General features: G+C 67.3%; 25 protein-coding genes and 3 tRNA genes. 17 read left to right on the forward strand and 11 right to left on the reverse strand.

Annotated elements, in window-relative coordinates; all coding sequences use genetic code 11:
- The first annotated feature begins 8 nt into the window (after nt 1-8).
- Nucleotides 9-347: a metalloregulator ArsR/SmtB family transcription factor gene (locus J2Y49_RS23470; RefSeq protein WP_310117401.1), complete on the forward strand. Its 339-nt coding sequence runs from the start codon at nt 9-11 to the stop codon at nt 345-347.
- Nucleotides 344-826, forward strand: a complete 483-nt coding sequence (locus J2Y49_RS23475; protein ID WP_310117402.1) for an SRPBCC family protein — start codon at nt 344-346, stop codon at nt 824-826. The genes J2Y49_RS23470 and J2Y49_RS23475 overlap by 4 nt, the downstream gene beginning before the upstream one ends.
- Nucleotides 827-839: 13 nt before the next feature.
- Here the strand turns inward: J2Y49_RS23475 and J2Y49_RS23480 are convergent, their stop codons facing one another.
- The 3 genes from J2Y49_RS23480 to secA form a co-directional block, all read right to left on the reverse strand.
- Complete coding sequence (locus J2Y49_RS23480) at nt 840-3,554, reverse strand: EAL domain-containing protein (RefSeq protein WP_310117403.1); 2,715 nt, start codon at nt 3,552-3,554, stop codon at nt 840-842.
- A gap of 222 nt (nt 3,555-3,776) precedes the next feature.
- A complete protein-coding gene (gene mscL / locus J2Y49_RS23485; protein WP_310117404.1) occupies nt 3,777-4,229 on the reverse strand; it encodes a large conductance mechanosensitive channel protein MscL in 453 nt (150 codons plus the stop codon).
- Nucleotides 4,230-4,459: 230 nt separating this feature from the next.
- Nucleotides 4,460-7,195 (reverse strand): preprotein translocase subunit SecA, encoded by a 2,736-nt coding sequence (gene secA, locus J2Y49_RS23490; protein WP_310117405.1) that lies wholly within the window; start codon nt 7,193-7,195, stop codon nt 4,460-4,462.
- A gap of 447 nt (nt 7,196-7,642) precedes the next feature.
- On the opposite strand from secA, the gene J2Y49_RS23495 reads away from it, so the two are divergent.
- From J2Y49_RS23495 to J2Y49_RS23515, 5 genes are all read left to right on the forward strand, one after another.
- A complete protein-coding gene (locus J2Y49_RS23495; protein ID WP_310117406.1) occupies nt 7,643-8,605 on the forward strand; it encodes a peptidylprolyl isomerase in 963 nt (320 codons plus the stop codon).
- A gap of 186 nt (nt 8,606-8,791) precedes the next feature.
- Nucleotides 8,792-10,030, forward strand: coding sequence for a bifunctional glutamate N-acetyltransferase/amino-acid acetyltransferase ArgJ (argJ, locus tag J2Y49_RS23500; RefSeq protein WP_310117407.1), 1,239 nt, complete (start codon nt 8,792-8,794; stop codon nt 10,028-10,030).
- A gap of 19 nt (nt 10,031-10,049) precedes the next feature.
- Nucleotides 10,050-10,493 carry a (deoxy)nucleoside triphosphate pyrophosphohydrolase gene (locus J2Y49_RS23505; RefSeq protein WP_310117408.1) on the forward strand — a complete coding sequence of 148 codons (444 nt, stop codon included), beginning with the start codon at nt 10,050-10,052 and terminating at the stop codon, nt 10,491-10,493.
- 411 nt (nt 10,494-10,904) lie between these two features.
- A complete protein-coding gene (gene recQ, locus J2Y49_RS23510) occupies nt 10,905-12,836 on the forward strand; it encodes a DNA helicase RecQ (RefSeq protein WP_310117409.1) in 1,932 nt (643 codons plus the stop codon).
- 103 nt (nt 12,837-12,939) lie between these two features.
- Nucleotides 12,940-13,014 (forward strand) — tRNA-Thr (locus tag J2Y49_RS23515).
- Nucleotides 13,015-13,186: 172 nt separating this feature from the next.
- Here J2Y49_RS23515 and map read toward each other — a convergent pair.
- Both map and sfsA read right to left on the reverse strand, forming a co-directional pair.
- The gene (map, locus tag J2Y49_RS23520) at nt 13,187-13,996 is read right to left on the reverse strand and encodes a type I methionyl aminopeptidase (RefSeq protein ID WP_109152245.1); all 810 of its coding nucleotides are present in this window, start codon (nt 13,994-13,996) and stop codon (nt 13,187-13,189) included.
- A 56-nt stretch (nt 13,997-14,052) separates the two neighbouring features.
- Nucleotides 14,053-14,790, reverse strand: coding sequence for a DNA/RNA nuclease SfsA (sfsA, locus tag J2Y49_RS23525; RefSeq protein ID WP_310117484.1), 738 nt, complete (start codon nt 14,788-14,790; stop codon nt 14,053-14,055).
- A 66-nt stretch (nt 14,791-14,856) separates the two neighbouring features.
- Between sfsA and J2Y49_RS23530 the strand changes: the two genes are divergently transcribed.
- Nucleotides 14,857-15,642: a molybdopterin-binding protein gene (locus J2Y49_RS23530; RefSeq protein ID WP_310117410.1), complete on the forward strand. Its 786-nt coding sequence runs from the start codon at nt 14,857-14,859 to the stop codon at nt 15,640-15,642.
- 106 nt (nt 15,643-15,748) lie between these two features.
- The gene (locus J2Y49_RS23535) at nt 15,749-15,994 is read left to right on the forward strand and encodes a hypothetical protein (RefSeq protein WP_310117411.1); all 246 of its coding nucleotides are present in this window, start codon (nt 15,749-15,751) and stop codon (nt 15,992-15,994) included.
- Nucleotides 15,995-16,057: 63 nt separating this feature from the next.
- On the opposite strand, the gene J2Y49_RS23540 is transcribed toward J2Y49_RS23535, so the two are convergent.
- On the reverse strand, nt 16,058-16,237 hold the full coding sequence (locus J2Y49_RS23540) for a hypothetical protein (RefSeq protein WP_014246704.1): 180 nt from the start codon (nt 16,235-16,237) through the stop codon (nt 16,058-16,060).
- A 254-nt stretch (nt 16,238-16,491) separates the two neighbouring features.
- On the opposite strand from J2Y49_RS23540, the gene J2Y49_RS23545 reads away from it, so the two are divergent.
- Nucleotides 16,492-16,576: transfer RNA gene (locus J2Y49_RS23545), tRNA-Leu, on the forward strand.
- Between the two features lie 50 nt (nt 16,577-16,626).
- Here the strand turns inward: J2Y49_RS23545 and J2Y49_RS23550 are convergent.
- Nucleotides 16,627-17,010: a rhodanese-like domain-containing protein gene (locus tag J2Y49_RS23550; RefSeq protein ID WP_310117412.1), complete on the reverse strand. Its 384-nt coding sequence runs from the start codon at nt 17,008-17,010 to the stop codon at nt 16,627-16,629.
- A gap of 94 nt (nt 17,011-17,104) precedes the next feature.
- On the opposite strand from J2Y49_RS23550, the gene J2Y49_RS23555 reads away from it, so the two are divergent.
- On the forward strand, nt 17,105-17,521 hold the full coding sequence (locus J2Y49_RS23555) for a metalloregulator ArsR/SmtB family transcription factor (protein WP_310117413.1): 417 nt from the start codon (nt 17,105-17,107) through the stop codon (nt 17,519-17,521).
- Between the two features lie 2 nt (nt 17,522-17,523).
- Here J2Y49_RS23555 and J2Y49_RS23560 read toward each other — a convergent pair.
- Nucleotides 17,524-17,608: transfer RNA gene (locus J2Y49_RS23560), tRNA-Leu, on the reverse strand.
- A 218-nt stretch (nt 17,609-17,826) separates the two neighbouring features.
- Between J2Y49_RS23560 and J2Y49_RS23565 the strand changes: the two genes are divergently transcribed.
- Nucleotides 17,827-18,345, forward strand: coding sequence for a disulfide bond formation protein B (locus tag J2Y49_RS23565; RefSeq protein WP_310117414.1), 519 nt, complete (start codon nt 17,827-17,829; stop codon nt 18,343-18,345).
- Nucleotides 18,342-18,914, forward strand: coding sequence for a demethoxyubiquinone hydroxylase family protein (locus J2Y49_RS23570; RefSeq protein ID WP_310117415.1), 573 nt, complete (start codon nt 18,342-18,344; stop codon nt 18,912-18,914). The genes J2Y49_RS23565 and J2Y49_RS23570 overlap by 4 nt, the downstream gene beginning before the upstream one ends.
- 51 nt (nt 18,915-18,965) lie before the next feature.
- Here the strand turns inward: J2Y49_RS23570 and aceB are convergent, their stop codons facing one another.
- Both aceB and pspF read right to left on the reverse strand, forming a co-directional pair.
- Nucleotides 18,966-20,570, reverse strand: a complete 1,605-nt coding sequence (gene aceB, locus J2Y49_RS23575; RefSeq protein ID WP_310117416.1) for a malate synthase A — start codon at nt 20,568-20,570, stop codon at nt 18,966-18,968.
- A 91-nt stretch (nt 20,571-20,661) separates the two neighbouring features.
- Entirely contained in the window at nt 20,662-21,687 is a 1,026-nt protein-coding gene (gene pspF, locus J2Y49_RS23580) for a phage shock protein operon transcriptional activator (RefSeq protein ID WP_310117417.1), read from the reverse strand.
- Between the two features lie 179 nt (nt 21,688-21,866).
- On the opposite strand from pspF, the gene J2Y49_RS23585 reads away from it, so the two are divergent.
- From J2Y49_RS23585 to pspC, 4 genes are all read left to right on the forward strand, one after another.
- Nucleotides 21,867-22,031, forward strand: coding sequence for a hypothetical protein (locus J2Y49_RS23585; RefSeq protein WP_310117418.1), 165 nt, complete (start codon nt 21,867-21,869; stop codon nt 22,029-22,031).
- 28 nt (nt 22,032-22,059) lie between these two features.
- Nucleotides 22,060-22,731, forward strand: coding sequence for a phage shock protein PspA (gene pspA / locus J2Y49_RS23590; RefSeq protein WP_014246713.1), 672 nt, complete (start codon nt 22,060-22,062; stop codon nt 22,729-22,731).
- A 74-nt stretch (nt 22,732-22,805) separates the two neighbouring features.
- Complete coding sequence (pspB, locus tag J2Y49_RS23595; protein ID WP_310117419.1) at nt 22,806-23,033, forward strand: envelope stress response membrane protein PspB; 228 nt, start codon at nt 22,806-22,808, stop codon at nt 23,031-23,033.
- A gap of 252 nt (nt 23,034-23,285) precedes the next feature.
- Nucleotides 23,286-23,687 carry an envelope stress response membrane protein PspC gene (gene pspC / locus J2Y49_RS23600; protein WP_149227975.1) on the forward strand — a complete coding sequence of 134 codons (402 nt, stop codon included), beginning with the start codon at nt 23,286-23,288 and terminating at the stop codon, nt 23,685-23,687.
- 76 nt (nt 23,688-23,763) lie between these two features.
- Here pspC and J2Y49_RS23605 read toward each other — a convergent pair whose 3' ends face one another.
- A complete protein-coding gene (locus J2Y49_RS23605; protein WP_256379242.1) occupies nt 23,764-23,892 on the reverse strand; it encodes a hypothetical protein in 129 nt (42 codons plus the stop codon).
- Between the last annotated feature and the right edge of the window lie 201 nt (nt 23,893-24,093).

Below are 24,093 nucleotides of genomic sequence, written 5' to 3' on the forward strand. Positions count from 1 at the left end.
GTGCCGTCATGGATGCGGCACTCGACATGACCTTCCGCGCGCTCGCCGACCCCACGCGCAGGGCGGTTCTTCAGGCGCTTGGACGTGGTCCGGCGTCGGTCAGCGAACTTGCAAAACCTTTCGAGATGGCTCTGCCAAGCTTTCTTCAGCATTTGAAGATGCTGGAGGAAAGCGGGCTCGTCGAAACGCGGAAGGTCGGCCGGGTGCGTACCTGCACGCTGAAATCGGAGGCGCTGGCGGTCGCGCAGGACTGGCTGGACGCCCAGCGGACACTCTGGACCAAGCGGCTCGACCAACTGGACAGCCTGGTGCTGGACCTGAACGAACGGGAGGAGGAGACCCCATGACCGCTTACACCCCAGCGGACTTCAATCCGCAGCTCGACCTTGAACTGAAGCGCGAGGTCGCGGTTCCGCCGAAGCTTGTCTGGCGGGCCTGGACCGAGCCGGATCTTCTGATGAAGTGGTTCACGCCGGCCCCCTGGCGGACCACCGCCTGCGAGATCGACCTGCGGCCCGGCGGCAAGTTCCGCACGGTGATGGAGGGGCCGAACGGCGAGAGGAACGACAGCACTGGCTGCTTCCTTGCGGTGGAGCCCGAAAGGCTGCTGGTCTTCACCGACGCGCTCGGGCCGGGATTCCGTCCCACCGGCGGCGGATTCATGACCGCGTCGGTCACCATAGAGTCGACGGCCGGCGGCACGCTCTATACCGCCATCGCCTTCCACAAGGACGAAGCGGCCAAGACGCAGCATGAGGAGATGGGCTTCCACCAGGGGTGGGGGACCGCGCTCGACCAGCTTGTCGCGCTGGTGAAGGGACTGTGAGGGGACTGCGCGTTCAGGCCCCGACCTTGAACGGGTTCACCTGCCGGGCGGCGCGTTCCACCGCGTCGGCTGGGCCGGGGCGGCCGAGGTAATAGCCCTGGGCGACGTCGCAGTTCAGGATGCGCAGCGCCTCCAGCGTTTCGGCGTCCTCCACGCCCTCCGCCACGGCGGTCAGGTTCAGGCCGTGGGCCATCTGGATGACGGCGGCGGTGATCTTGGCGCTGTCGTGGTTGCTGGTGAGGTCGGCGACGAAACTGCGGTCGATCTTCAGCTTGTCCACCGCGAGGCGGCCGATATAGGACAGGTTGGAATAGCCGGTGCCGAAATCGTCGATCGACACCTGCACGCCCATCGCCTTGATCCGGCGCAAATTGTCCATCACCACATCGGTGTTCTGGATCAGCATCGATTCGGTCAGTTCCAGTTCCAGCAGAAGCGGATCGAGACCGCTGTCGGCCAGCGCCCCGGTGACCGTGCGGACGAGATCGCTGCGCTGGAGCTGCAGGGCCGACAGGTTGACCGCCACCGACAGCGACAGGCCGCGGGCCTGCCATGCCGCCGCCTGCCGGCAGGCTTCCGCCAGAACCCAGGCGCCGATGGGGACGATCAGGCCGCTGTCCTCGGCGATGGGGATAAAGGCGCCGGGCGGGATCATGCCCTTGTCGGGATGGTTCCAGCGCACGAGCGCCTCGGCGCCGACGACGGCGCCGGTCTCCAGGCTGAGCTGGGGCTGGTAGTGGACCAGGAACTCCCCCCGTTCCAGCGCGCGGCGCAGGCCGCTGCGGGTGGAGAGATGGGCGACCGCCTCGGCGTTCATCGCCTCGGCGTAGAAGCGGTGGGTGTCGCGGCCGGCGGCCTTGGCGTGGTGCAGGGCGGTGTCGGCGTTCTTCAACAGGGTGGCGAAGTCCTTGCCGTCGGTCGGAGCCAGCGCCACGCCGGAGGACAGGGTGACGGTCAGCTCGTGCCCGTCGATCTGGAAGGGAGCCGCCATCGCCTCGTGCAGGGAGGCGACCGTTTCGACCACCGCGTCGCCGTCGGGCAGGCCCGACAGCAGCAGGATGAACTCGTCGCCGCCGCTGCGGCTGACGGTGTCGGTATCGCGCACCGCGGCCTTCAGCCGTTCCGCCGTCGCGCGCAGCAGGGCGTCGCCCACGGCGTGGCCGAGGCTGTCGTTCACCGTCTTGAAGCGGTCGAGCCCGCAGGCGACCAGGGCCACCAGCCGGCCGCTGCGTTCCGCCCGCGCCAGCGCCTGTTCAGTGCGGTCCTGCAGCAGCAGCCGGTTGGGCAGCAGGGTCAGCACGTCGTGACGCGCCAGATACTCCACCCGCTCCTGCGCCGCCTTGCGTTCGGTGATGTCGCGCACGACGACCAGCAGGCGGCGGTCGTTGCCGTCCACGGTGGCGCGCCGCATGCTGACCTCCACCCAGAACAGGGAGCCGTCCAGCCGGCGGGCCTGCCATTCGAACAGCTGCGGTTCGCCGCCGGACGTTTTGCGGATCCAGGCCGCCGCCTCGTCCCGCGTGTAGGGCGGCACGCCGGAGCTGAGCATCCCGACATGGATTTCCGTCAGCGGCGTGTCGCCGATGCGATACATCTCCGCCATCCGGCGGTTGACCTCCAGGATGGCGCCGCTGTCGAGGTCGTGGATGAAGATGGCGTCGGTGACGCTGTCGAAGATAGTGCGGACGCGCTCCTCGCTGGCGGTCAGGGCGGCGACCGCGGTGCGCAGGCTTTCCGTCTTGCTTTCGACCTGCCGGCGCAGCAGCAGCACCCACACCAGCGCGCCGATGCCCAGCACCGCGACCCCAGCCAGCAGCTTGAGCAGCAGGTCGATCAGTCCGGGGCTCACCCCGCCCAGGCTGCGGCCGATCCAGCGCTGCTCGATCGCCTTGCGTTCCTCCGGGGCGATGCGGGCGAAGCCGTCGGTGATCAGGCGATGAAGCGCCGCGTCGCCCTTGCGGACCGCCCAGTGCAGTTCGCCGGTGTAGAGCGGGTCGGTGTAGCGAAACCGCCCCTGCACCCCGCGCTTGGTCATGTAATAGGTGGCCGACGGGTCGTCCATGCAGAAGACCCGCGTCTCCTGCCGGGCCGCGGCGTCGACCATCTTCTCGAAGCCGGGGAAACTCTGGAAGGCGGTGATGCCCTGGTCGGTCAGCCATTCGGCGCAGAAATCGCCGTCCTTGACCCCGACTGTGAAGGCGCGCAGCGACTCCACCCCGATGATCCCGCTGAGGTCGCTGCTGAACCAGATCGGCACGTCGACGCGGGCGTAGGGGGTGGAGAAGTCGTAGAGCGCATCGCGCGCGCCGTTGCGGAAGATGGTCTCGATCACGTCGGCGGCGCCGGTGTCGACCGCGTGGCGTGCCAGATTCCAGTCGCTCGGCATCATCCGCACCGTGACGCCGGTCCGCTGCGACCACAAAGCCCACAGATCCTTCACGATTCCGACATGGGTGCCGTCGGCATTGCGGAAACTGTAGGGCGGGTAATTGTCATCCAGTGCCACCCGGACCTCGGCCGGCCGCGGTCCCTCCTCGGCCGCCGGCACGGCAGGCGATGGCGAGTTGATCGCCACGGCCGGGCCGCCGACCAGCATCGGCAGCAGCAGGACGGCAAGCAGGCGCAGGGCGACCAGCCCGCCGGCAAGACACCGGCCCCCCAGGCGCCGGCTCCCGAAGGGCCGGCCCGCAGATCGTCCATGACGGGCGGTCCGCGGATCGAGGCTCATCCTCGGGTTCCGGTGCGGATGGCGGGCGGGAAGCGGTGGACGGACATTGACATCGCTCTGGCCGGGGGGCGCGCATGGCGATGGCGGGACCGGGCGCCGTCATCCGGTGGCCACCGCCCCGCTCTCACCATCTCGCCGGAGAGGGTAGCCCGTTCGCCCAGACTCGGCAACGGGGGGTTCTCCTTACCCCGTGACAAACACCCGTGTCGAGAGAAGGTGCCGTCAGGGGGAGCGGTCGGACGGCGAAGCTGCGGTCGAGACACCTTTGGACTGGGCGCGCAGGGCGTCGCGTATTTCCTCCAGCAGTTGTTCCTGCCGCGGCGGCGTCTTCGGCACTTCCCTGTGCAGGATGTGCAGCCGGTTGACCTGCCGGACGATCATGAAGAGGGCGCCGGAGACGATCAGGAAATTGATGCAGGCGTTGATGAAACGGCCGTAGTTGATGGTGGCGACGCCTGCCGCCTCGGCCGCCTGGAGCGAATCGTAATGGCCGCCGGACAGGCTGAAGAAATAGTTGGAGAAGTCGATGCCGCCCATGACCCAGCCGATCGGCGGCATCAGGATGTCCTTCACCAGGGAATTGACGATTCCCGTAAAGGCCGCACCGATGATGATGCCGACCGCCAGCTCCACGACATTGCCGCGGCTGATGAATTTCTTGAACTCTTCCAACATGGCGTTCCGTTTCCCCGTGGTGGTGGATGGGAAACGGGACGGGGAGGGGTTGGTTTCGTGGGGGGAGGGGAGTTAGACCCCCACCCTAACCCTCCCCCGCCGGGCGGGGGAGGGAACTCCGCTGGTCTTGCGTTTAACTCCCTCCCTTGCGAAGCGGGGGAGGGAAGGGGCCCGCGGCGAAGCCGTGGGAAGGGTGGGGGCAACGCGCAGGCACCCCCACCGATCACCCCTTACGCCATCCGTCCGTGGCAGTGCTTGAACTTCTTGCCGGAGCCGCAGGGGCAGGCGGCGTTGCGCGGGGTGTTTTCCATCACGTCTGCCGGCAGCGGCTGATCCTCCGGCGTGCCGGCGAGCGACGAGGCGCGAACCATGCCGTCGGGCAAGGCGTCGCCGTCACCCGCACCCATGCCCGCCATCGCCAGTGCCGGGTCCATGCGGCCCTCGTGCATCTCCTGCATCTGGCGGGCGAACAGCTCCTCCTGCGACGGGGCCATGCGGATTTCGACATGCATCAGGATGGTGGTGACCTGCTCGCGCAGCGCCATCAGCATGCTGTCGAACAGTTCGAAGGCCTCGCGCTTGTACTCGTTCAGCGGGTCCTTCTGGGCATAGGCGCGCAGGTTGATGCCCTGGCGCAGGTGGTCGAGCTGGAGGAGGTGGTCCTTCCATTCCTGGTCCAGGATCTGGAGCAGGATGCTCTTCTCCACATGCCGCATCGTCTCGGCGCCATAGGCCTCCTCCTTCTCCGCATATTTGCGGTCGGCGGCCTCACGCACGCGCTCCTCGATCTCCGGCTCGGCGATGCCCTCTTCCTTGGCCCACTCGTGAACCGGCAGGTCCATGCCCAGCACGCGGTTCACCCCCTCGTGCAGGCCGTCGATGTCCCACTGTTCGGAGTAGCTGTTGGCCGGGATGGCGGTCGACACCATGTTGGCGATGATCTGGTGGCGCATCTCGCGGATTTCCTCCGCGATGTCCTCGCTCTCCATCACCTCGTGGCGCTGTTCATAGACGACCTTGCGCTGGTCGTTCATGACGTTGTCGAACTTCAGCAGGTTCTTGCGGACCTCGAAGTGATGCGCCTCGACCTTCTGCTGCGCCTTTTCCAGCGCCTTGTTGATCCAGGGATGGATGATCGCCTCGCCTTCCTTCAGGCCGAGACGCTGCAGCATGCTGTCCATCCGCTCCGACCCGAAGATACGCATCAGGTCGTCTTCCAGCGACAGGAAGAACTTCGAGGTGCCGGGGTCGCCCTGGCGGCCCGAACGGCCGCGCAGCTGGTTGTCGATGCGGCGGCTTTCGTGGCGCTCGGTGCCGATGACGTAGAGGCCGCCGGCCTGCTTGACCGTCTCGCGCGCCTCGGCGATCTCGGCTTCGATCTGCTTGATCCGGGCCTCGCGCTCCGGGCCTTCCGGCACGTCGGCCAGTTCGACCTCGATCCGCATCTGGAGGTTGCCGCCCAGCTGGATGTCGGTGCCGCGGCCGGCCATGTTGGTGGCGACGGTCACCGCCCCGGCGCGGCCGGCCTGGGCCACGATGTAGGCTTCCTGTTCGTGGTGGCGGGCGTTCAGGACGTTGTGCGGGATGCCGCGCTTGGTCAGCAGTTCCGCCAGCAGCTCCGACTTCTCGATCGAGGTGGTGCCGACCAGCACCGGCTGGCCGCGCTTGCGCGCGTCCTCGATCAGGTCGATCATCGCGTGGTACTTCTCGGTCGCGGTGCGATAGACCTCGTCGTCGTGGTCGATGCGCTTGACCGGGACGTTGGTCGGGATGTCGACCACCTCCAGGCCGTAGATCTCGCCGAACTCCGCCGCCTCGGTCAGGGCGGTGCCGGTCATGCCGGCCAGCTTCGGATAGATGCGGAAGTAGTTCTGGAAGGTGATGGAGGCCAGCGTCTGGTTCTCGCGCTGGATCGTCACCTTCTCCTTGGCTTCCAGCGCCTGGTGCAGGCCTTCGGAGAAGCGGCGGCCTTCCATCATGCGGCCGGTGAACTCGTCGATGATGACGACCTTGTCGTCCTTGACGATGTAGTCCTTGTCGCGCTGGAACAGCATATGGGCGCGCAGCGCCTGCTGCGAGTGGTGGACCAGCGCGACGTTCTGGATGTCGTAGAGCCCGCCGGTCTTCAGCAGCCCGGCCTGGCCCAGCAGCTGCTCCATGTGCTCCTGGCCCGCTTCGGTGAAGCTGACGGTGCGGTGCTTCTCGTCCTTCTCGTAATCCTCAGGGACCAGCATCGGGATCAGCCGGTCGACCTGGACATACATCTCGGACGAGTCGGTGGACGGGCCGGAGATGATCAGCGGCGTGCGCGCCTCGTCGATCAGGATCGAGTCGACCTCGTCGACGATGGCGTAGTTGAAGGGCCGCTGGACCAGTTCCTCCAGCCGGAACTTCATGTTGTCGCGCAGATAGTCGAAGCCGAACTCGTTGTTCGTGCCGTAGGTGATGTCGGCAGCATAGGCGGCGCGGCGCTCGTCGTCGTCCAGGCCGTGGACGATGCAGCCGGTCGTCAGGCCGAGGAAGCCGTAGACCCGCGCCATCCAGCCGCTGTCGCGCGAGGCGAGATAGTCGTTCACGGTGACGACGTGGACGCCCTTGCCTTCCAGCGCGTTCAGGTAGACGGCCAGGGTGGCGACCAGCGTCTTGCCTTCGCCGGTGCGCATTTCCGCGATCTTGCCGCTGTGCAGCACCATGCCGCCCATCAGCTGGACGTCGAAATGGCGCTGGCCCAGCACGCGCTTGGCCGCCTCGCGCACGGTGGCGAAGGCGTCGGGAAGGATGTCGTCCAGCGTCTCGCCCTTGGCCAGCCGGTCGCGCAGCCAGTCGGTGCGCCCCTTCAACTGGTCGTCGGTCAGCGCCGCGACCGACGGCTCCAGCGCGTTGATCTGAGCCACGGTCTTGTGCAGCGCCTTGACCGCGCGCGTGTTGGCGGTGCCGAAAATCTTGCGGGCGAGAGCGCCGAACATGAAAACCTCGGGAGTGAAGCGGAATGCGGGCCAGTCTATCGACGGGTCTCACATAGGACTATGGCAAGGCCCTGTCAACGAGACCGGGCAGGTGGAGCCTTCCTGAGACACCATACAATGGCGCCGCCCGGCCCACGGCGGGCATGACGGAACCATGAAATCGTATCCAGAAAGCGGGAAGGCGGCTGACGGGAGGGTTCGGGGCTGGTATTGCCGGACGCGGGGCACAGGTCGTTGGAGAGGCTCATGGCCGCCGGATCCGCAGCAGGTTCCCCAGCGGGACCCAAGCGCACCCCTTGCCCCGCACGGGCTAGCCATGCTTAATCCCCTGCGGAATCGGGCGCGGAGCGGCGGATGGCTCCGATGCCGCAGGCCATGCGAACCGGGCCCCGACCCATCGGCCGCCCTCTTGTCGCAAAGCATCCGCCGGAAGGAAACAGACACGCCATGGTTCAACGAGTGTTCCGCACCGCGCTCCTGTCGGTTGCCGCCTGTGGCATCGCGCTGGCCGCCAATGCCCAGACGCCGGCTCCCGCCACCCCCGCGCCGGCCCCGGCCGCCTCGGCTCCGGCCACGCCTGCCGCTCCGGCCGATCCGGTGGTCGCCCGCGTCAACGGCGAGGAGCTGCGCAAGTCGGACGTCTCCCGGATGGTCTCGCAGCTGCCGCCCCAGGTGCAGCAGATGCCGATCGAGATGATCTATCCGGCGGTGATCGACCAGCTGGTCAGCGGCAAGCTGGTCTCCTCGGCCGGCTACAAGGCCGGTCTGGCCGATTCGGCCGAGGTCAAGGACGAGATCAAGCGCGCCGAGGAGCGCGCGGTGCAGCGCGCCTATATCCAGAAGGAGATCAAGGCCCGCATCACCCCCGAGGCGACGCAGAAGGCCTATCAGGAGTTCCTGAAGGAGAACCCGGCGCAGGAGGAGGTCAAGGCCGCCCACATCCTGGTCGAGAAGGAGGACGAGGCCAAGGCCATCATCGCCCAGCTGAAGAAGGGCGGCGATTTCGCCAAGCTGGCCAAGGAGAAGTCCAAGGACGCCGCCGCGGCGGCCCAGGGCGGCGACCTCGGCTACTTCACCAAGGACGCGATGGTCGAGCCCTTCGCCAACGCCGCCTTCGCCATGAAGCCGGGCGAGATCAGCAAGGAGCCGGTCAAGACCCAGTTCGGCTATCACATCATCAAGGTCGAGGATAAGCGCACCCAGCCGCAGCCGACGCTGGACGAGGTGAAGCCGCAGCTGGAGCAGACGCTGTCGAAGGACATCGTCACCGCGCTGGTCGAAGAGCTGCGCGGCAAGGCGACGATCGAGACCTTCCAGCTCGACGGCTCGCCGATGCCGAAGGAAGAGCCGGCTGCCGCTCCGGCGACCCCGGCCGCTCCCGCCGCTCCGGCGGAGCCGGCGAAGAAGTAAGGGGACGGGGGCGTACTATGCCCCCACCCCAACCCTCCCCCGCTGGGCGGGGGAGGGAGTAAGTGCTTGTGCGGGAGAGTGGCGGCAGTCCCTCCCCCGCCCAGCGGGGGAGGTTAGGTGGGGGCAAGCATCTCCACTCCTACCCCTCTCCACATGCCACCACTCCCCACCACGGGAATCCCCTTCATGGCCACGACCCTTTCTCCCCTGGCTCCCGCAAGCTTCCCGACGCTGCCGCCCATCGCGGGCGTGCGCATCGCCACGGCGAACAGCGGCATCCGATACAAGGGCCGCGACGATCTGCTGCTGGCCGTGCTGGATCCCGGCACCAGCGTGGCGGGCGTGCTGACCCGGTCGCTGACCTGCTCGGCCCCGGTGATCTGGTGCCGCGACAGTCTGCCCAAGGGCCAGGCCCGCGCCGTGGTGGTGAATGCCGGCAACGCCAACGCCTTCACCGGCAAGGCGGGCGACGCCACCGTGCAGGCGACCGTCACCGCCGCCGCCGATCTGGCCGGCTGCGCCCCGGACGAGGTCTATATCGCCTCGACCGGCGTGATCGGCATTCCGCTGGCCGCCGACGCCATCGGCAAGTGCCTGGCGCCGATGGCCCCGGCCCTCGCCGCCGACTCCGCCGCGTGGGAGAAGGCCGCCCGCGCCATCATGACCACCGACACCTTCCCGAAGGGTTCGGTGCGCACCGCGACCATCGGCGGGACGACGGTGACCATCGCCGGCTTCGCCAAGGGCTCCGGCATGATCGCGCCGGACATGGCGACGATGCTGGGCTTCGTCTTCACCGACGCCGCCATTGCCGCCACTGCGCTGCAGGACATGCTGTCGGAGTTCACCGAGCGCACCTTCAACGCCGTCACGGTGGACGGCGACACCTCGACCAGCGACACGCTGCTGCTGTTCGCCACCGGCAAGGCCGGCAACGCCCCGGTGTCGAGCGCCGATGCCGCCGAACTGGCGGAGTTCCGCGCCGCGCTGGAGGATCTGCTGCTCGACCTGGCGCTGCAGGTGGTGCGTGACGGCGAAGGGGCGACCAAGTTCATCGCCATCACCGTGCGCGGCGCCGACAGCGACGCCGCCGCCAAGCGCATCGGCATGACGGTGGCGAACTCGCCGCTGGTCAAGACCGCCGTCGCCGGCGAGGACGCCAACTGGGGCCGCATCGTCGCCGCCATCGGCCGCGCCGGCGAGCGCGCCGACCGGGATCTCATCAAGATCACCGTCGGCGGCACCCTGATCTGCGCCGACGGGATGGAGGTCCCCGGTTACGACGAGACGCCGGTCGCCGCCCACATGAAGGGCAAGGAGATCGACATCGACATCGACCTCGGCCTGGGCAAGGGCACGGCGAAGGTGTGGACCTGCGACCTGACGCACGGCTACATCGACATCAACGGCAGCTATCGGAGCTGACCGCCACCGGAGCCGCGTGATGACCGCCTGTTTCGATCCCAACTCCACCCCCGCACCCGGTTCGCTGCCGGTGCTGCTGGTCGTCGCGGTCGCGCTCGTCGATGCCGACGGGCGCGTGCTGCTGGCCCAGCGCCCGCCTAGCAAGTCGCTGGCGGGCTTGTGGGAGTTCCCCGGCGGCAAGGTGCATGCCGACGAGACGCCGGAAGCGGCGCTGGTGCGCGAGTTGAAGGAGGAGTTGGGCATCGACACGGCGGCAAGCTGCCTCGCGCCCTTCACCTTCGCCTCGCACAGCTATGAGAGCTTTCACCTGCTGATGCCGCTCTATGTCTGCCGGGTGTGGGAGGGTGACGTGATGCCGCAGGAGGGGCAGAAGCTCGCCTGGGTCTACCCGAACCGGATGGGCGACTACCCGATGCCGCCGGCCGACGTGCCGCTGGTGGCGATGCTGCGGGATTTGCTGTAGCGGCCATTACCGCGCGTTGAAAATCGGGCCGCGCGGCTGTATATTTTTCGGAGGTGGCCGGCAGGTGATCCCGCACCCGCCGGCACTCTCCCGGTGTTTAGCGACGGTTCAGGCGGATTTCGATCCGCCATCGCCGCCACTGGAGCACCAGGAAGAACGGCATCTTCTTCATGCCACCTTCCTCCTTCTGAAACGGCGGATGGACCACCCATCCGCCGTTTTCAGTTTACACGCGGACGATGAGCGGGCGCCACTGTTTCACACCAATGTGTGGTGGTGGCGGTAAGGGTCCGACCTTTGTTCCCGGGCGTGACCCTTTGCGGCTTTGCCCCAGGGACGATCTGTGCCACATGATGGGTCGTTGAGACGACAAGCCGGATCCCCGGCACCACTTTCCTGAACCGCATCGGCGTGGATTCGTTGTTTTCCTACAGCAACCGGGATGCGTCCGACGATGCCCCCGGTCAACGGCCGGCCACGGCGCTCGACGCGCTGCGGACGGTGTTCGGCTACGACTCCTTCCGTGGCCAGCAGGCCGACATCATCGACCATGTGGTGCGCGGCGGCGACGCGCTGGTGCTGATGCCGACCGGCGGCGGCAAGTCGCTGTGCTACCAGATCCCGGCGCTGGTGCGCGACGGGGTGACGGTGGTGGTGTCGCCGCTGATCGCCCTGATGCGCGACCAGGTGACGGCTCTGCGGGAGCTTGGCGTGCGCGCCGCCTTCCTCAACTCCTCCCTCGGGCCGGCGGAGGCGCGGGAGGTGGAGCGGGCGATGGTGCAGGGCGAGATCGACCTCGTCTATGTCGCGCCGGAACGGCTGGTGACGCCGCGCTTCCTCGATCTGCTCGACCGCACCCGGCTGGCGCTGTTCGCACTGGACGAGGCGCATTGCGTGTCGCAGTGGGGGCACGATTTCCGTCCCGAATATCTGCAGCTGTCGATCCTGCACGAACGCCATCCGATGGTGCCGCGCATCGCGCTGACCGCCACCGCCGACGTGCAGACCCGCGCCGAGATCAAGGACAAGCTGGGCCTGACCGACGCCCGCGTCTTCCTGTCCAGCTTCGACCGGCCCAACATCACCTACCGCGTGGTGCCGAAGAAGAGCGAGCGCCAGCAGATGCTGGCCTTCCTGCGCGAAAACCACCCGGAAGACGCCGGCATCGTCTATTGCATGTCGCGCAACAAGGTGGAGGATGTCGCCGCCTGGCTGAACCAACAGGGGCGCGAGGCTCTGCCCTACCATGCCGGGCTGCCCGCCGAGACGCGCGAGGCCAACCAGGACCGCTTCATCAAGAGCGAGGGGCTGGTGATGGTCGCCACGGTGGCCTTCGGCATGGGCATCGACAAGCCGAACGTCCGCTTCGTCTGCCACCTCGACCCGCCCAAGAGCCTGGAAGCCTATTACCAGGAGACCGGCCGCGCCGGCCGCGACGGCCTGCCCGCCAACGCCTGGATGGCCTATGGCATGGCCGACGTGGTGATGCTGCGCCAGATGCTGGAGCAGTCGGAGGCCGGCGACAGCCACCGCCGGGTGGAGCGCGGCAAGCTGGAGGCCCTGCTGGGCTTCTGCGAGACGCCGGACTGCCGCCGTCAGGTGCTGCTGAACTATTTCAACGAGACACTGCCGGAGCCCTGCGGCAACTGCGACACCTGCCTGGACCCGGTCGAGACCTGGGACGGCACCGTCGCGGCGCAGAAGGCGCTGTCGGCGGTCTACCGCACCGGGCAGCGCTATGGTGCCGGCCACCTGATCGACGTTCTGGTCGGCAACGCCACCGAGAAGGTGGTGCAGCAGCAGCATGACCGGCTGAAGACCTTCGGCGTCGGCACGGATTTGACCAAGGTCGAATGGCAGTCGGTCTACCGCCAGCTGGTGGCGACCGGGCTGCTGACCGTCGACCTGGAAGGCTATGGCGGCTTCCGCCTGACCGATGCCGGAGTTGCCGTCATCAAGGGCCAGCGGGTGGTGAAGCTGCGCAAGGACCCGGTGCTGGAGCGCCGCCGTGGCGTCCACGATGCGCTGCGCCGCCACACCGCGCGGGGCGGCGGCAGTGTCGGCGGTGGATCGAGCGGGGAGGGCGTGTCGCGCTCCGGCGCCCGCGGCGCACTGTCGGCGGCCGACGACGCGCTGTGGCATGCGCTGAAGGACTGCCGCACGGCGCTGGCCAAGGCGCAGAGCGTGCCGCCCTACGTGATCTTCCACGACAGCACGCTGTTGGAGATGGTGGCCCAGCGCCCCCGCGACCACGCCGCCTTCGCCCATCTGCCGGGGGTGGGCGGGCGCAAGCTGGAACGCTACGCCGACGCCTTCCTGGAGGTGATCCGGCAGCATGGGTGAGGCTGTTGGCTGCATGGCAGGGATGAGTGCGGGCGGTCGATTTTTCCGAAATTCACCGCTTGCATCCCGCGAAGCACCTCGCTATGTTCCGCGCCACAACGACGCCGCAGTAGCTCAGGGGTAGAGCAACTGATTCGTAATCAGTAGGTCCGGGGTTCAAATCCCTGTTGCGGCACCAGTTTCTTCAAGGGCTCGGCAAGCAATTGCCGGGCCCTTGATCGTTTTGGGGCTGTTGCGGTGTTGTTGGTTGCGGCGCTGGTCAATCGAGTGCTTGGTGGTTGCCAAAAACAACTCGGGCGCCGCATCCCCCGACACGGCGCCCGCCACTCACTCCATAATGCCCCTCAGCCTCACTCCACCGCGTAAGGCGGCTTGGTGTACCCCGCCGGCGACAGGGTGAAGATCTCCGCGCCGTCGGCCGTCACGCCGATGGAATGCTCGAACTGGGCGGACAGCGACTTGTCCTTGGTCACGGCGGTCCAGCCGTCGCCCAGGATCTTCACGTCGGGACGGCCGGTGTTGATCATCGGCTCGATGGTGAAGATCATGCCTTCCTTCAACACCAAGCCCTCGCCCGGCTTGCCGTAATGCAGGACCGACGGCGGCTCGTGGAAGACGCGGCCGACGCCGTGGCCGCAGAAATCGCGCACCACCGAGAAGCGGTGGGACTCGGCGAAGGTCTGGATGGCGTGGCCGATGTCGCCCAGCGTGGCGCCCGGCTTCACCGCGGCGATGCCGATCATCAGCGCGTCATAGGTGACGTCGACCAGCTTACGCGCCTTCACGCCGACATCGCCGCACAGATACATGCGGCTGCTGTCGCCGTACCAGCCGTCGACGATCGGCGTGACGTCGATGTTCAGGATGTCGCCGTCGACCAGCCGCTTGTCGCCGGGGATGCCGTGGCAGACGACATGGTTGACAGAGATGCAGTTGGCGCGCGGGAAGCCGCGATAGCCGAGCGGGGCGGGGATGCCGCCATGGTCGCGGATGAACTGCTCCAGCAGGCGGTCGAGCTCGCCCGTGGTGACGCCCGGCTGCACATAGGGGACGATGTAGTCCAGAGCCAGCGCAGCCAGCCGGCCGGCCTTGCGCATGCCTTCGAATCCCTCCGGACCATGAAGACGGACGCGGTTGGATTCGACGTGATCCTGTTCCAAGACGAAAGCCCCTATGCCAAGTAACCGAAAGCCCGATGCCGGAACCTGCCGCGGCTTTACAGCCGGATCGGCAGCGTCCGGTCCAATTCAATCGATTCGGGCGTGATCGCGCAAGACCAACACAGCGCCTCCACCCCCGAATCCAGTGCGCGGCGCAGACCATCATGATACGCCGGATCGAGATCGGCCGCCGTGCGGAAATGGGTGCAGTCGCCGCGCTGGACAAGGTAGAGCATGACCGCGCGGCAGCCCTGGGCCACCATCGCCGCCATCTCCTCCAGATGCTTGGCGCCGCGGGCGGTGACGCAGTCCGGGAATTCGGCGGCATCACCATGGGGGCCATCAGGGCGGCGCAGATGGACGTTCTTGACCTCGACATAGGCGGGAGGCCGGGCACCGGGCTTGGCCGGGTCGTCCTCCAGCAGCACGTCGATTCGGCTGTTGCGGCCGTATTTCACCTCGCGCCGCAGCCGGTCGTAGCCGGCCAGCTCCCGGATGGTGCCGGCGGCGATCGCGGCGGCGACCAGCGCGTTGGGATGGCCGGTGTTGACGCCGACCAGCCCCTCGCCCCAGGGGGCGGCGGCCTCCACCAGTTCCAGCGTGTAGGCCAGCTTGCGGTTGGGGTTGTCGGAGCGCGACAGCCAGACGGCGGAGCCTGGAATGTTCAGCCCGATCATGCTGCCGGAATTGGGGACATGCGCCGTCACCTCCGCCCCGTCCAGCAGGACATCGGCGAGAAACCGCTTGTAGCGGCGGATCAGGCGGCCTTGAAGAAGGGGGGTGGGAAAGCGCATCTTGGCGGCGACGCTACCCTTGGCCTTCCCGCTCGACAAGAGCGTTCCACGGAGACCCCCACCGCCATGACGTCTGAAACTGCCGCCAACCCGACCGCCGCAAATCCCACTGCCGCCGTCCTGGTGATCGGCAACGAGATCCTGTCGGGCCGCACCAAGGACGCCAACCTCGGCCACATCGCAGAGAAGCTGACGGAGATCGGCGTGCGGCTGCGCGAGGCCCGCGTGGTGCCGGATGTGGAGGAGGAGGTCGTCGCTGCGGTCAACGCCCTGCGCGCCCGCTACACCTATGTCTTCACCACCGGCGGCATCGGTCCGACCCACGACGACATCACCGCCGCCTGCGTCGCCAAGGCCTTCGGCGTGGCGCTGGAGCGCAACCCGGAAGCAGTATCCCGGCTGGAGCGCCATTACGCCGCCGGCCAGTTGAACGAGGCGCGGCTGCGCATGGCCAATGTCCCCGCCGGCGGCATCCTGATCGACAACCCGATCAGCCAGGCGCCCGGCTTCCAGATCGGCAACGTCTTCGTCATGGCCGGCGTGCCCAACATCATGCGGGCGATGCTGGACGGCATCCTGCCGCGGCTGGCCGGCGGGCCGGCGCTGCATGCCCGCACGGTTGCGTGCGAGTTGGGGGAGGGGGTGATCGCCGCCGACCTGTCGGACTTGCAGGATCGCCATCCGAATCTCGAGATCGGCAGCTATCCTTACTTCCGCAACGGCTTCTTCGGTGTCAGCCTGGTTCTGCGCGGCACCGACGAGGCGGAGGTGATGGCGGCGGCCGATGAACTGGCGGCCATCATCAACCGACTGGGCGGCACGCCGACCATCACCGTTGGTACGAAGGGCTAATGCGGCGCTATGACCGCAGCTATGTCGGCGGATCGATTGTCCGGGACCGATTCGGTCCTATATTAGCCTCCCGTCATCCAAACCGCGTTTGCCGGGAGGCTCTGCCATGAAGAGCTTTGAGAAAGCGGCGTTGCTGTTCCTTCTGCGCCATCTGGCAGCGGGCGTCGCCGGTGCGGTGGTGCTGGCGAGCGGTCTACTGTGGTTCGACGTCGCCAATCTGGCGACGCTGATCGGCAGCAGCGAATACGGGATCACCGCGACCGTCATGCTCTATGCCGGCCTGATGCTGACCTTCGGCAGCGTGTCGATGGGAATCGGCATCATGACGATGAACGAGGACACCCGTCCCTGAAGCATTCCAGCCCATGAGGCCTTCCGAGGCATCTTGCGGGCTGGCCGTTCGCAATGGCTGCGCTCAGAAGTTGGCGCCGAACGGCCCGAAGCGATCATAAATCCACACGAGCGCCACGATCGCCGCCAGCCAGAGTGCCGCATTGCGCAGCACGACCCCGCGGTTCCGGCGAAGGGCCGCCGGCACCACCAGAACGGCCACCATCAGAAGCGCCACCAGCGACAGCCAGTTCGTCTCGCTCACGCCGCGTTCTCCCTTTCCCCGACCCTGTCCAGGGCCTGTCCCGCAGTTGCGCTTCCTTCGATATGGGAATGCTTACGGTTTTGCGAAGCCCCCTTGACCCGCAGCCCCGCGATTGTCTAAGTCATGACCACGGAACGGTGCGTTGCATATCACAGTATGCAATCTGCGCGGGCAGCGCGGGGCCGTTCCGTCGACATGAGCTTTGCAGTCATGTTCCGGTCGCCTGACCGGTCTATGATGGCAGAGTCCGGGGCGCGGGCGTGGCGAAACCGGTAGACGCAAGGGACTTAAAATCCCTCACCCTAAGGTATGCGGGTTCGAGTCCCGCCGCCCGCACCAACTTCTTTGCAGTAACGTCTTTACAGTCCGGCCTGCTTCCATACCGACATTCAGCGTTCCACGGAACCGCCGGCATTGACCCAGGCGGCAAAGCCACCGCGCAGGCGGTTGATGGTGCCGGTGTGGCCGGCGGCCACCATGCGCTCGGCGGCGGGGCCGCAGCGCATGCCGCCCTGGCAATGGAAAACCAGATGCTTGGCCGGGTCGGCCGGGACCCGCGACGGGTCGAAAGAGGACAGCGGGTTCAGAATGGCGCCGGGAATATGGCCGGCGGCATGTTCATGGGCTTCGCGGACGTCGACGATCACCGCCTGGCCGTTGGCCTGCCACTCGATGACGGTCGCCGGGTCGATCTGGCGGATGGGGCCGGCGCCGCTCCGGTCGGCCGATGGGGCGGCGGGGATCAAGCGGCGGAACAGCGTGCACAGGGACATGGTCGGGATGCCTTGAGTAGGGACGGTCGGTCGGGCCGGGCGGATGCCGGGAAAACCCTTGACCATAAAATTAGTAATTTCTAATTTAGTGTCAATGAGTGCGTCCATCCTGACCCCGGGGCTGCGGCCCGCCGCCAAGCTGATGAAGGCGCTGTCCAACGAGGCGCGCCTGTTGATCCTGTGCGAACTGGGGCAGGGGGAGCGCAGCGTCGGACAACTGTGCGAAATCGTCGGGCTCAGCCAGTCGGCCCTGTCGCAGCATCTGGCGCGCTTGCGCGCCGACGGGCTGGTCCGCACGCGGCGACGGTCGCAGACGATCTTCTACTCGATCGCCAGCCGGGAAGTGACGGCTGTCATAGAGGTGCTGGCCGACCTGTTCTGCCACACGCCGGACTCGTCCGGTGCGCGCGCGGCGTCCTGCGGTGCCGCTGTGAGCGATGCCGTGACCGATTCGGTATTGGACGAGGGGGCGGCGAATTGCCGGTCAGGACCGGGAGACCGGTCGGAATAAGGTGGTGCGGGCGGTCGGACTCGAACCGACACTCCTTGCGGAACCGGATTTTGAGTCCGGCGCGTCTACCAATTTCACCACGCCCGCAGCGACGCCTCTTCTAACGCAACAGTCCGGAAACGGAAAGTGCAAAAGAACGGCGGCTCCATCCGACCGGCAATGGGCGACGCCGCCACGACCGCGCCTATTCCCCGGCGGCGGTGCCGTCCCTGCCATGCCGTCGCAGGGGCGGTGCGCGCGTCGCGGACGGCTGGTCGAACAGTCGCGCACGCGCTACATTGTCGACCATGACGACCGAGCCGCTCATGTCCCGCATCTTCGACGATCCCCGCATTGCCGCGCTGCTGCTGGCGTTGGCCAGCGCCGGCGTGCTGCTGTCGGCCCTGTTCTTCCAGTTCGTGCTGGATTACCAACCCTGCGTCCTCTGCATCATGCAGCGCTGGCCCTATGTGGCGGTGATGGTGTTCGGGCTGGTGACCTGGCTTTTCCGCCGTTGGAAGGGGCTGGGCGACGCGCTGCTGGTGGCGAGCGGGCTTGCCCTGCTGGCCGGCGCCGGCATCGCCGCCTATCATGTCGGGGTGGAGCAGCATTGGTGGGCCGGCACCTCGTCCTGCGGCGGCTCGGCCCCGGCGAACTCGCTGGAGGCGCTGCGGGCGCAGGTGATGGCGGCGCCGGTCACCCGCTGTGACGAAGTGGCCTGGTCGCTGTTCGGCATTTCCATGGCGGGCTACAACGTGGCGATCTCGCTGGCGCTGGCGGCCTACGCCTTCGTCGCGGCGCGCACCGCCTACATCCGCACCCCGGTGTCGAGGACTGCACTGTGAGCGAAACGACCTCTCCGACCGCCATCCCCCGCCATGGCGCGCTGCCCGGCGATCTGCCACGGCGCGAGCGGCTGGCCCGCATCGTCCGCGTCGACCATGCCGGCGAATATGGCGCCAAGCGCATCTATGAGGGCCAGATCGCCGTCATCGGCAAGGGCCGGCACGGCAAGACCCTGCGCCACATGGCGGAGCAGGAGCTGGTCCATCTGCAGTATTTCGAAAAGCAGCTGAACCGGCGCCGCGTGCGGCCGACCCTGTTGCAGCCGCTGTGGCATGTCACCGGCTTCCTGCTGGGGGCCGGGACCGCGATCCTCGGCGAGCGCGCGGCGATGGCCTGCACCGTCGCCGTCGAAGAGGTGATCGAGGAGCATTACGAGGCGCAGCTGAAGCACCTCGGCCCCGACGAGCAGGAGCTTGCCGACAGCATCCGCAAGTTCCAGGCGGAGGAGGTCGAGCACCGCGACATCGGCATCGTCAACGAGGCGGAGCGCGCGGCCGGCTATCCGGTGCTGTCGGCGGCGATCAAGGCCGGCACGCGCGCGGTGATCTGGGTGGCGGAGCGGGTCTGAGGGGCATTTTTCGGGGGGAGGGGGCTCTACGCCCCCGCCTTCCTATGAGCTTTACGCCCCTTCCGCCACCACGCGCTGGTAGGCCGGCAGGGTCAGGAACTCCGTGAAGTCCTCGCGCGCGACCAGATCGCGGAACAGGGCGGCGGCATCGGCGTAACGGCCCTTGGCATAGGCGTCGGCGCCGACGCGATCCTTCCAGGCGGACAGTTCCTCCGCGATGATGCGGTCCACGAGGTCGAGGGTGACGGGCTGCCCGTCGTCCAGCGCCGTGCCGGTGTGGACCCACTGCCAGACCTGGGTGCGGCTGATCTCCGCGGTGGCGGCGTCCTCCATCAGGTTGAACAGCGGGACGCAGCCCTGGCCGCGCAGCCATGCCTCGATATAGCCGATGCCGACCACCACGTTGTTGCGCAAGGCCCCCTCGGTCTTCGGCCCGGCAGGCACCGCCAGCAGGTCGGCGGCGGTGACGGTCACGTCGGTGCGCTTGCGGGCGATCTGGTTCGGCGTGGTCATGTAGGCGTCGAACACCTCGCGCGCCACCGGCACCAGACCGGGATGGGCGACCCAGGTGCCGTCATGGCCGTTGGACGCCTCGCGCTCCTTGTCGGCGCGTACGCGGGAGAAGGCGACCTCGTTCGCTTCCGGATCGCCCTTGACCGGGATGAAGGCGGCCATGCCGCCGATGGCCGGCGCGCCGCGGCGGTGGCAGGTCTTGATCGCCAGCTGGCTGTAGGCGGACAGGAAGGGCGTGGCCATCGTCACCTCGGCCCGGTCGGGCATGACGGCGGCGGGGTCCTTACGGAACTTCTTGATGAAGCTGAAGATGTAGTCCCAGCGCCCGCAGTTCAGGCCGGCGGAATGCTCGCGCAGCTCATACAGGATCTCGTCCATCTCGAAGGCGGCGAGGATGGTCTCGATCAGCACCGTCGCCTTGATCGAACCGTGGGGCAGGTGGAGATATTCCTCCGCCACCAGGAAGACCTCGCGCCACAGCCGCGCCTCGAAATGGCTTTCCAGCTTGGGCAGGTAGAAATAGGGGCCGCTGCCGCGGGCCAGAAGCTCCTTGGCATTGTGGAAGACATGCAGGCCGAAGTCGAACAGCGCGCCCGACATCGGCTCGCCTTCCATCAGCACATGGCTCTCGTCCAGATGCCAGCCACGCGGGCGGATTTTCAGGACGGCCGTCTGGTCGCTGAGACGGTACTTCTTCCCGCTGGCCGGATCCTCGTGGGAAATGGTCCGGCGCACGGCGTCGCGGATGTTGATCTGCCCCTCGACCAGGTTGGTCCAGGTCGGGCAGGTGGCATCCTCGTAATCGGCCATGAAGACCTTGGCGCCGCTGTTCAGCGCGTTGATGACCATCTTGCGGTCGACCGGCCCGGTGATCTCCACCCGGCGGTCGAGCAGGTCGGCGGGCAGCGGCGTGATGGTCCAGTCGGCTTCGCGGATGGCGCGGGTTTCCGGCAGGAAGTCCGGCTTGTGGCCCTGGTCGAGCAGTGCCTGGCGCTTGGTCCGCACGTCCAGCAGCCGCAGCCGCTCAGGCCCGAAGCGACCCTCCAGCTCCGCCAGGAAGGCCATCGCCTCCGGCGTCAGGATCTCCTCGAAACCGGGCTTCATCGGACCGCGGATCTCAAGGCTGGGCATGCTGGTGGCCATCGTGCTGCTCCCCTTCCCGTATCGTGACGAACCGCTCTCTCGACGGTTGAGCGACCGGTATAGCACGGTACGGGCGCAACCTGGGGACGGCCTATGGTCGCAGAGGGGGTGGCGGGATCAGCCCGTGCTTCTTCAGCATGCCGCGAAGCTGGTGGTAGCCGAGCCCCAGCGCCTCGGCGGTGTGTCGCTGGTTGAAGCGGTTCCGCTCCAGGGCCTCGCGCAGCTTGGCGGCCTCGAAGGCGCGGACCTGATCGAGGATGCCGCCATCGAAGGCTGGAATGGCGGGCGGAGGGGTGTCCGTGACCGGCTCCGGAGTTGGCCGGGCGGTCGGCGCCGCGGCCGGACGCCAGGGCGAATCGAATGGGTCGAGGATGATGCGGTACAGCGGCTCGTCGCTCTCGGCGGCGGCGACCGAGCGCTCCACCGCGTTGCGCAGCTCGCGCACATTGCCGGGCCAGTCATGGGCGCGCAGTTGGTCGAGCGCGGCGGCGGTGAAGCCGGAAAACAGTGGCCGTTGCAACTCGCGCACCATGCCCAGCGCGAAATGCTCGGCCAGCGGCGGGATGTCCTCGGGCCGGGCGCGCAAGGGCGGCAGCGTCACCACGTCGAAGGCCAGCCGGTCCAGCAGGTCGGCACGGAAGCGGCCCGCCGCGGCCAGCGCCGGCAGGTCGGCATTGGTGGCGCCCACCACCCGCACGTCGACGGTGGCGGTGCGACCGCCGACCCGCTCGATCTCGCCATATTCCACGGCGCGCAGCAGCTTTTCCTGAACGGCGGGGGAGGCGGTGGCGATCTCGTCCAGGAACAGGGTGCCGCCGTCGGCCTGCTCGATCCGGCCGATCTGCCGGCGGGTGGCGCCGGTGAAGGCCCCGGCCTCATGGCCGAACAGTTCCGAATCGAGCAGCGATTCCGGCAGCGCGGCGCAGTTCACCTTGACGAAGGGGCGGTCCCAGCGTTGCGACAGGTAGTGCAGTCGGGCGGCGATCAGCTCCTTGCCGGTCCCGCGCTCCCCGATCACCAGCACCGGCCGCTCCAGCGGCGCCACCCGCGAGACATGGGACAGCGTGGCCAGAAAGGCCGGCGATTCGCCGAGCAGGGAGGGAGGAGCGGCTTGCATCGCGCATTTCATCACTCAGTCGCCGATTACGCGATGGTATCGTTGAAACGGCGACGCGGCAAGCCGGGCGGCATCCCCGAACTCAAGGCGGAAAATTGTGCACTCACAATGACTTAATGGGCGTTTGGCTGGTTTGGCACGCCGGTTGCGATAGTAGCGGCATGGCAAGGAGGTCAAGCATGAGCGACTTCAGCGATTTCCGCCGCCGTTATGGCGGTGACCGCTTCAACACCGCGCAGAGCCGCCCGACGATGCGGCGCGTGCGCAACTATCTCGCCACCCGGCCGGTCGAAAGCTGGCTGTTCTTCTTCGCCGGCATCGTCGCCGGCGCCATCCTCGGCTGATATACGTCAGATAAACGGGACACCGACCATGAGCATCTTTTCGCGCCTGACCGACATCGTGCAGTCGAACCTGAACTCCCTGCTCGACCGCGCCGAGGAGCCGGAGAAGCTGATCCGCCTGATCATCCAGGAAATGGAAGACACGCTGGTCGAGGTGCGCTCCTCCACCGTCAAGATCATTGCGGAGAAGAAGGAGATCGAACGCCGCGTCGCCGACCTCCACCGCGAGCGCGACGAGTGGGACCGCAAGGCCGAGGTGGCGCTGACCCGCGACCGCGAGGATCTGGCCAAGGGCGCCCTGATGGCCAAGTCGAAGGTCGCCGAGCAGGCCGACGCGCTGGCTGAACAGCTGGTGCAGGTCGAAGCCGCGCTGTCCAAGGCCAACGAGGACATCGGCCGCCTGCAGGCCAAGCTGACCGACGCCAAGACCCGCGAAAAGGCGCTGGTCGCCCGCACCCAGACGGCCAGCAACCGCGTCAAGGTCCGCACCGTCCTGCATGACGAGCGCATCAACGACGCCCTGTCGCGCTTCGAGCAGGTCGAGCGTAACCTGGACGAGATGGAAGGCCGGGTCGAGGCCTATGACGTCGGCCGCACCAAGAGCCTGACCGAAGAGATCGCGGAACTCGAAGCCTCCCACAAGGTCGAGGAGGATCTGGCCGCGCTGAAGGCACGCATCGCGGCCCGCCGCAACGGCTGACCGGGATCTGGTGCCGGGGTGGGGCGGTGACGCCCCGCCCAATCCCCTCACGACAATAAGAAGGCCCGACGACCATGGGGTTCCTGGGTTTCGTCCTCGCGGTGCTGTTCATGGTGGTGGTGGCGCCGGTCTGGATCGTCTTCCACTACATCACCAAATGGCGGTCGCAGCGCGGGCTCACCGCGCAGGACGAACGGCTGCTGGCCGAGTTGTGGGAGATCTCCAACCGGCTGGAGGCCCGCGTCCATACGCTGGAACGCGTGCTGGATGCCGAGGCGCCGAACTGGCGCAACAAGGTGTGATGGGGTGGGTGAGGTGTCGGCTGGCGATTGCCCCCACCCCAACCCTCCCCCGCTGGGCGGGGGAGGGAGTAAGTGCTTAGGCGGGAGAGAGACGGCAGTCCCTCCCCCGCCCAGCTCTCGCACAAAGCTATGCTTTGTGCTGACGCGGCAGGCGGACCGTAGGTCCGCTGAGAGCGGGGGAGGTTAGGTGGGGGCAACCGCCGCAGCACCTCATCACCCAATCCGAAACTCAACGAAAGGAACGAGGCCGCCATGGACCGCACGTCCTTCTACGACTCGCCGAATCCGCATCGGCTCTATCGCGATCCGCAGCGCGGGGTGCTGGGCGGGGTGTGCACGGGCGTCGCCGATTATTTCGGCGTGCAGCCGATGGTCGTCCGGCTGGCGATGCTGTTCGCCCTGTTCTTCTTTTCGGTCCCGCTGGTGATCGCCTATGTGATCGCGCTGCTGGTGCTGCCGGTGCGTCCGGCGCAGCTGTATCGCGATGCCGAGGAGGAGGCGTTCTGGCGGACGGTGTCGACCAAGCCCGACCGGACGCTCGCCGGCCTGACCCAGCGCTTCCGCGATATGGACAAGCGGATCGTCGGGATGGAGGCCTACGTCGCCTCCAAGGAGTTCGAACTGAACCGCGCGATCCGTGACCTGGACCGCTGAGTTGCAAAGCTGTCATCCCGACGGGGTTCACCCCATCGGGAAACGGCCTATCGAAAAACGTCTTGAGCCAGTGACGTCAGCGACGCTGACGCCGCCGGTCGCGGACGCGGATCGGGATCGGTTTGGGGGTGGGCATCGTGGCGATCAGACCGGCCAACGCCGCAGCCGTCGCCACCGCACCACCGAGCAGAACGAGATCCATCATAGGCCCTCCACCATCGAGATCGCCGCGTTCACCCACATGGTGAAGCAGATGGTTACAACATGGTAGCGAAAAGAGAGGCTGACAACATCTGTCCCATCGGGGCAGCCCCCACTAGACTTCGTCATCGAACACCTGCCGCCCCGCCCCGGCCTTGATCCAAATCACGGGCTGGGCCGTTATTGGTCAAAGGAACAGGGTGCG

Source organism: Azospirillum sp. BE72 (genome assembly GCF_031455875.1).
In the GTDB taxonomy this organism is placed as follows: Bacteria; Pseudomonadota; Alphaproteobacteria; order Azospirillales; family Azospirillaceae; genus Azospirillum.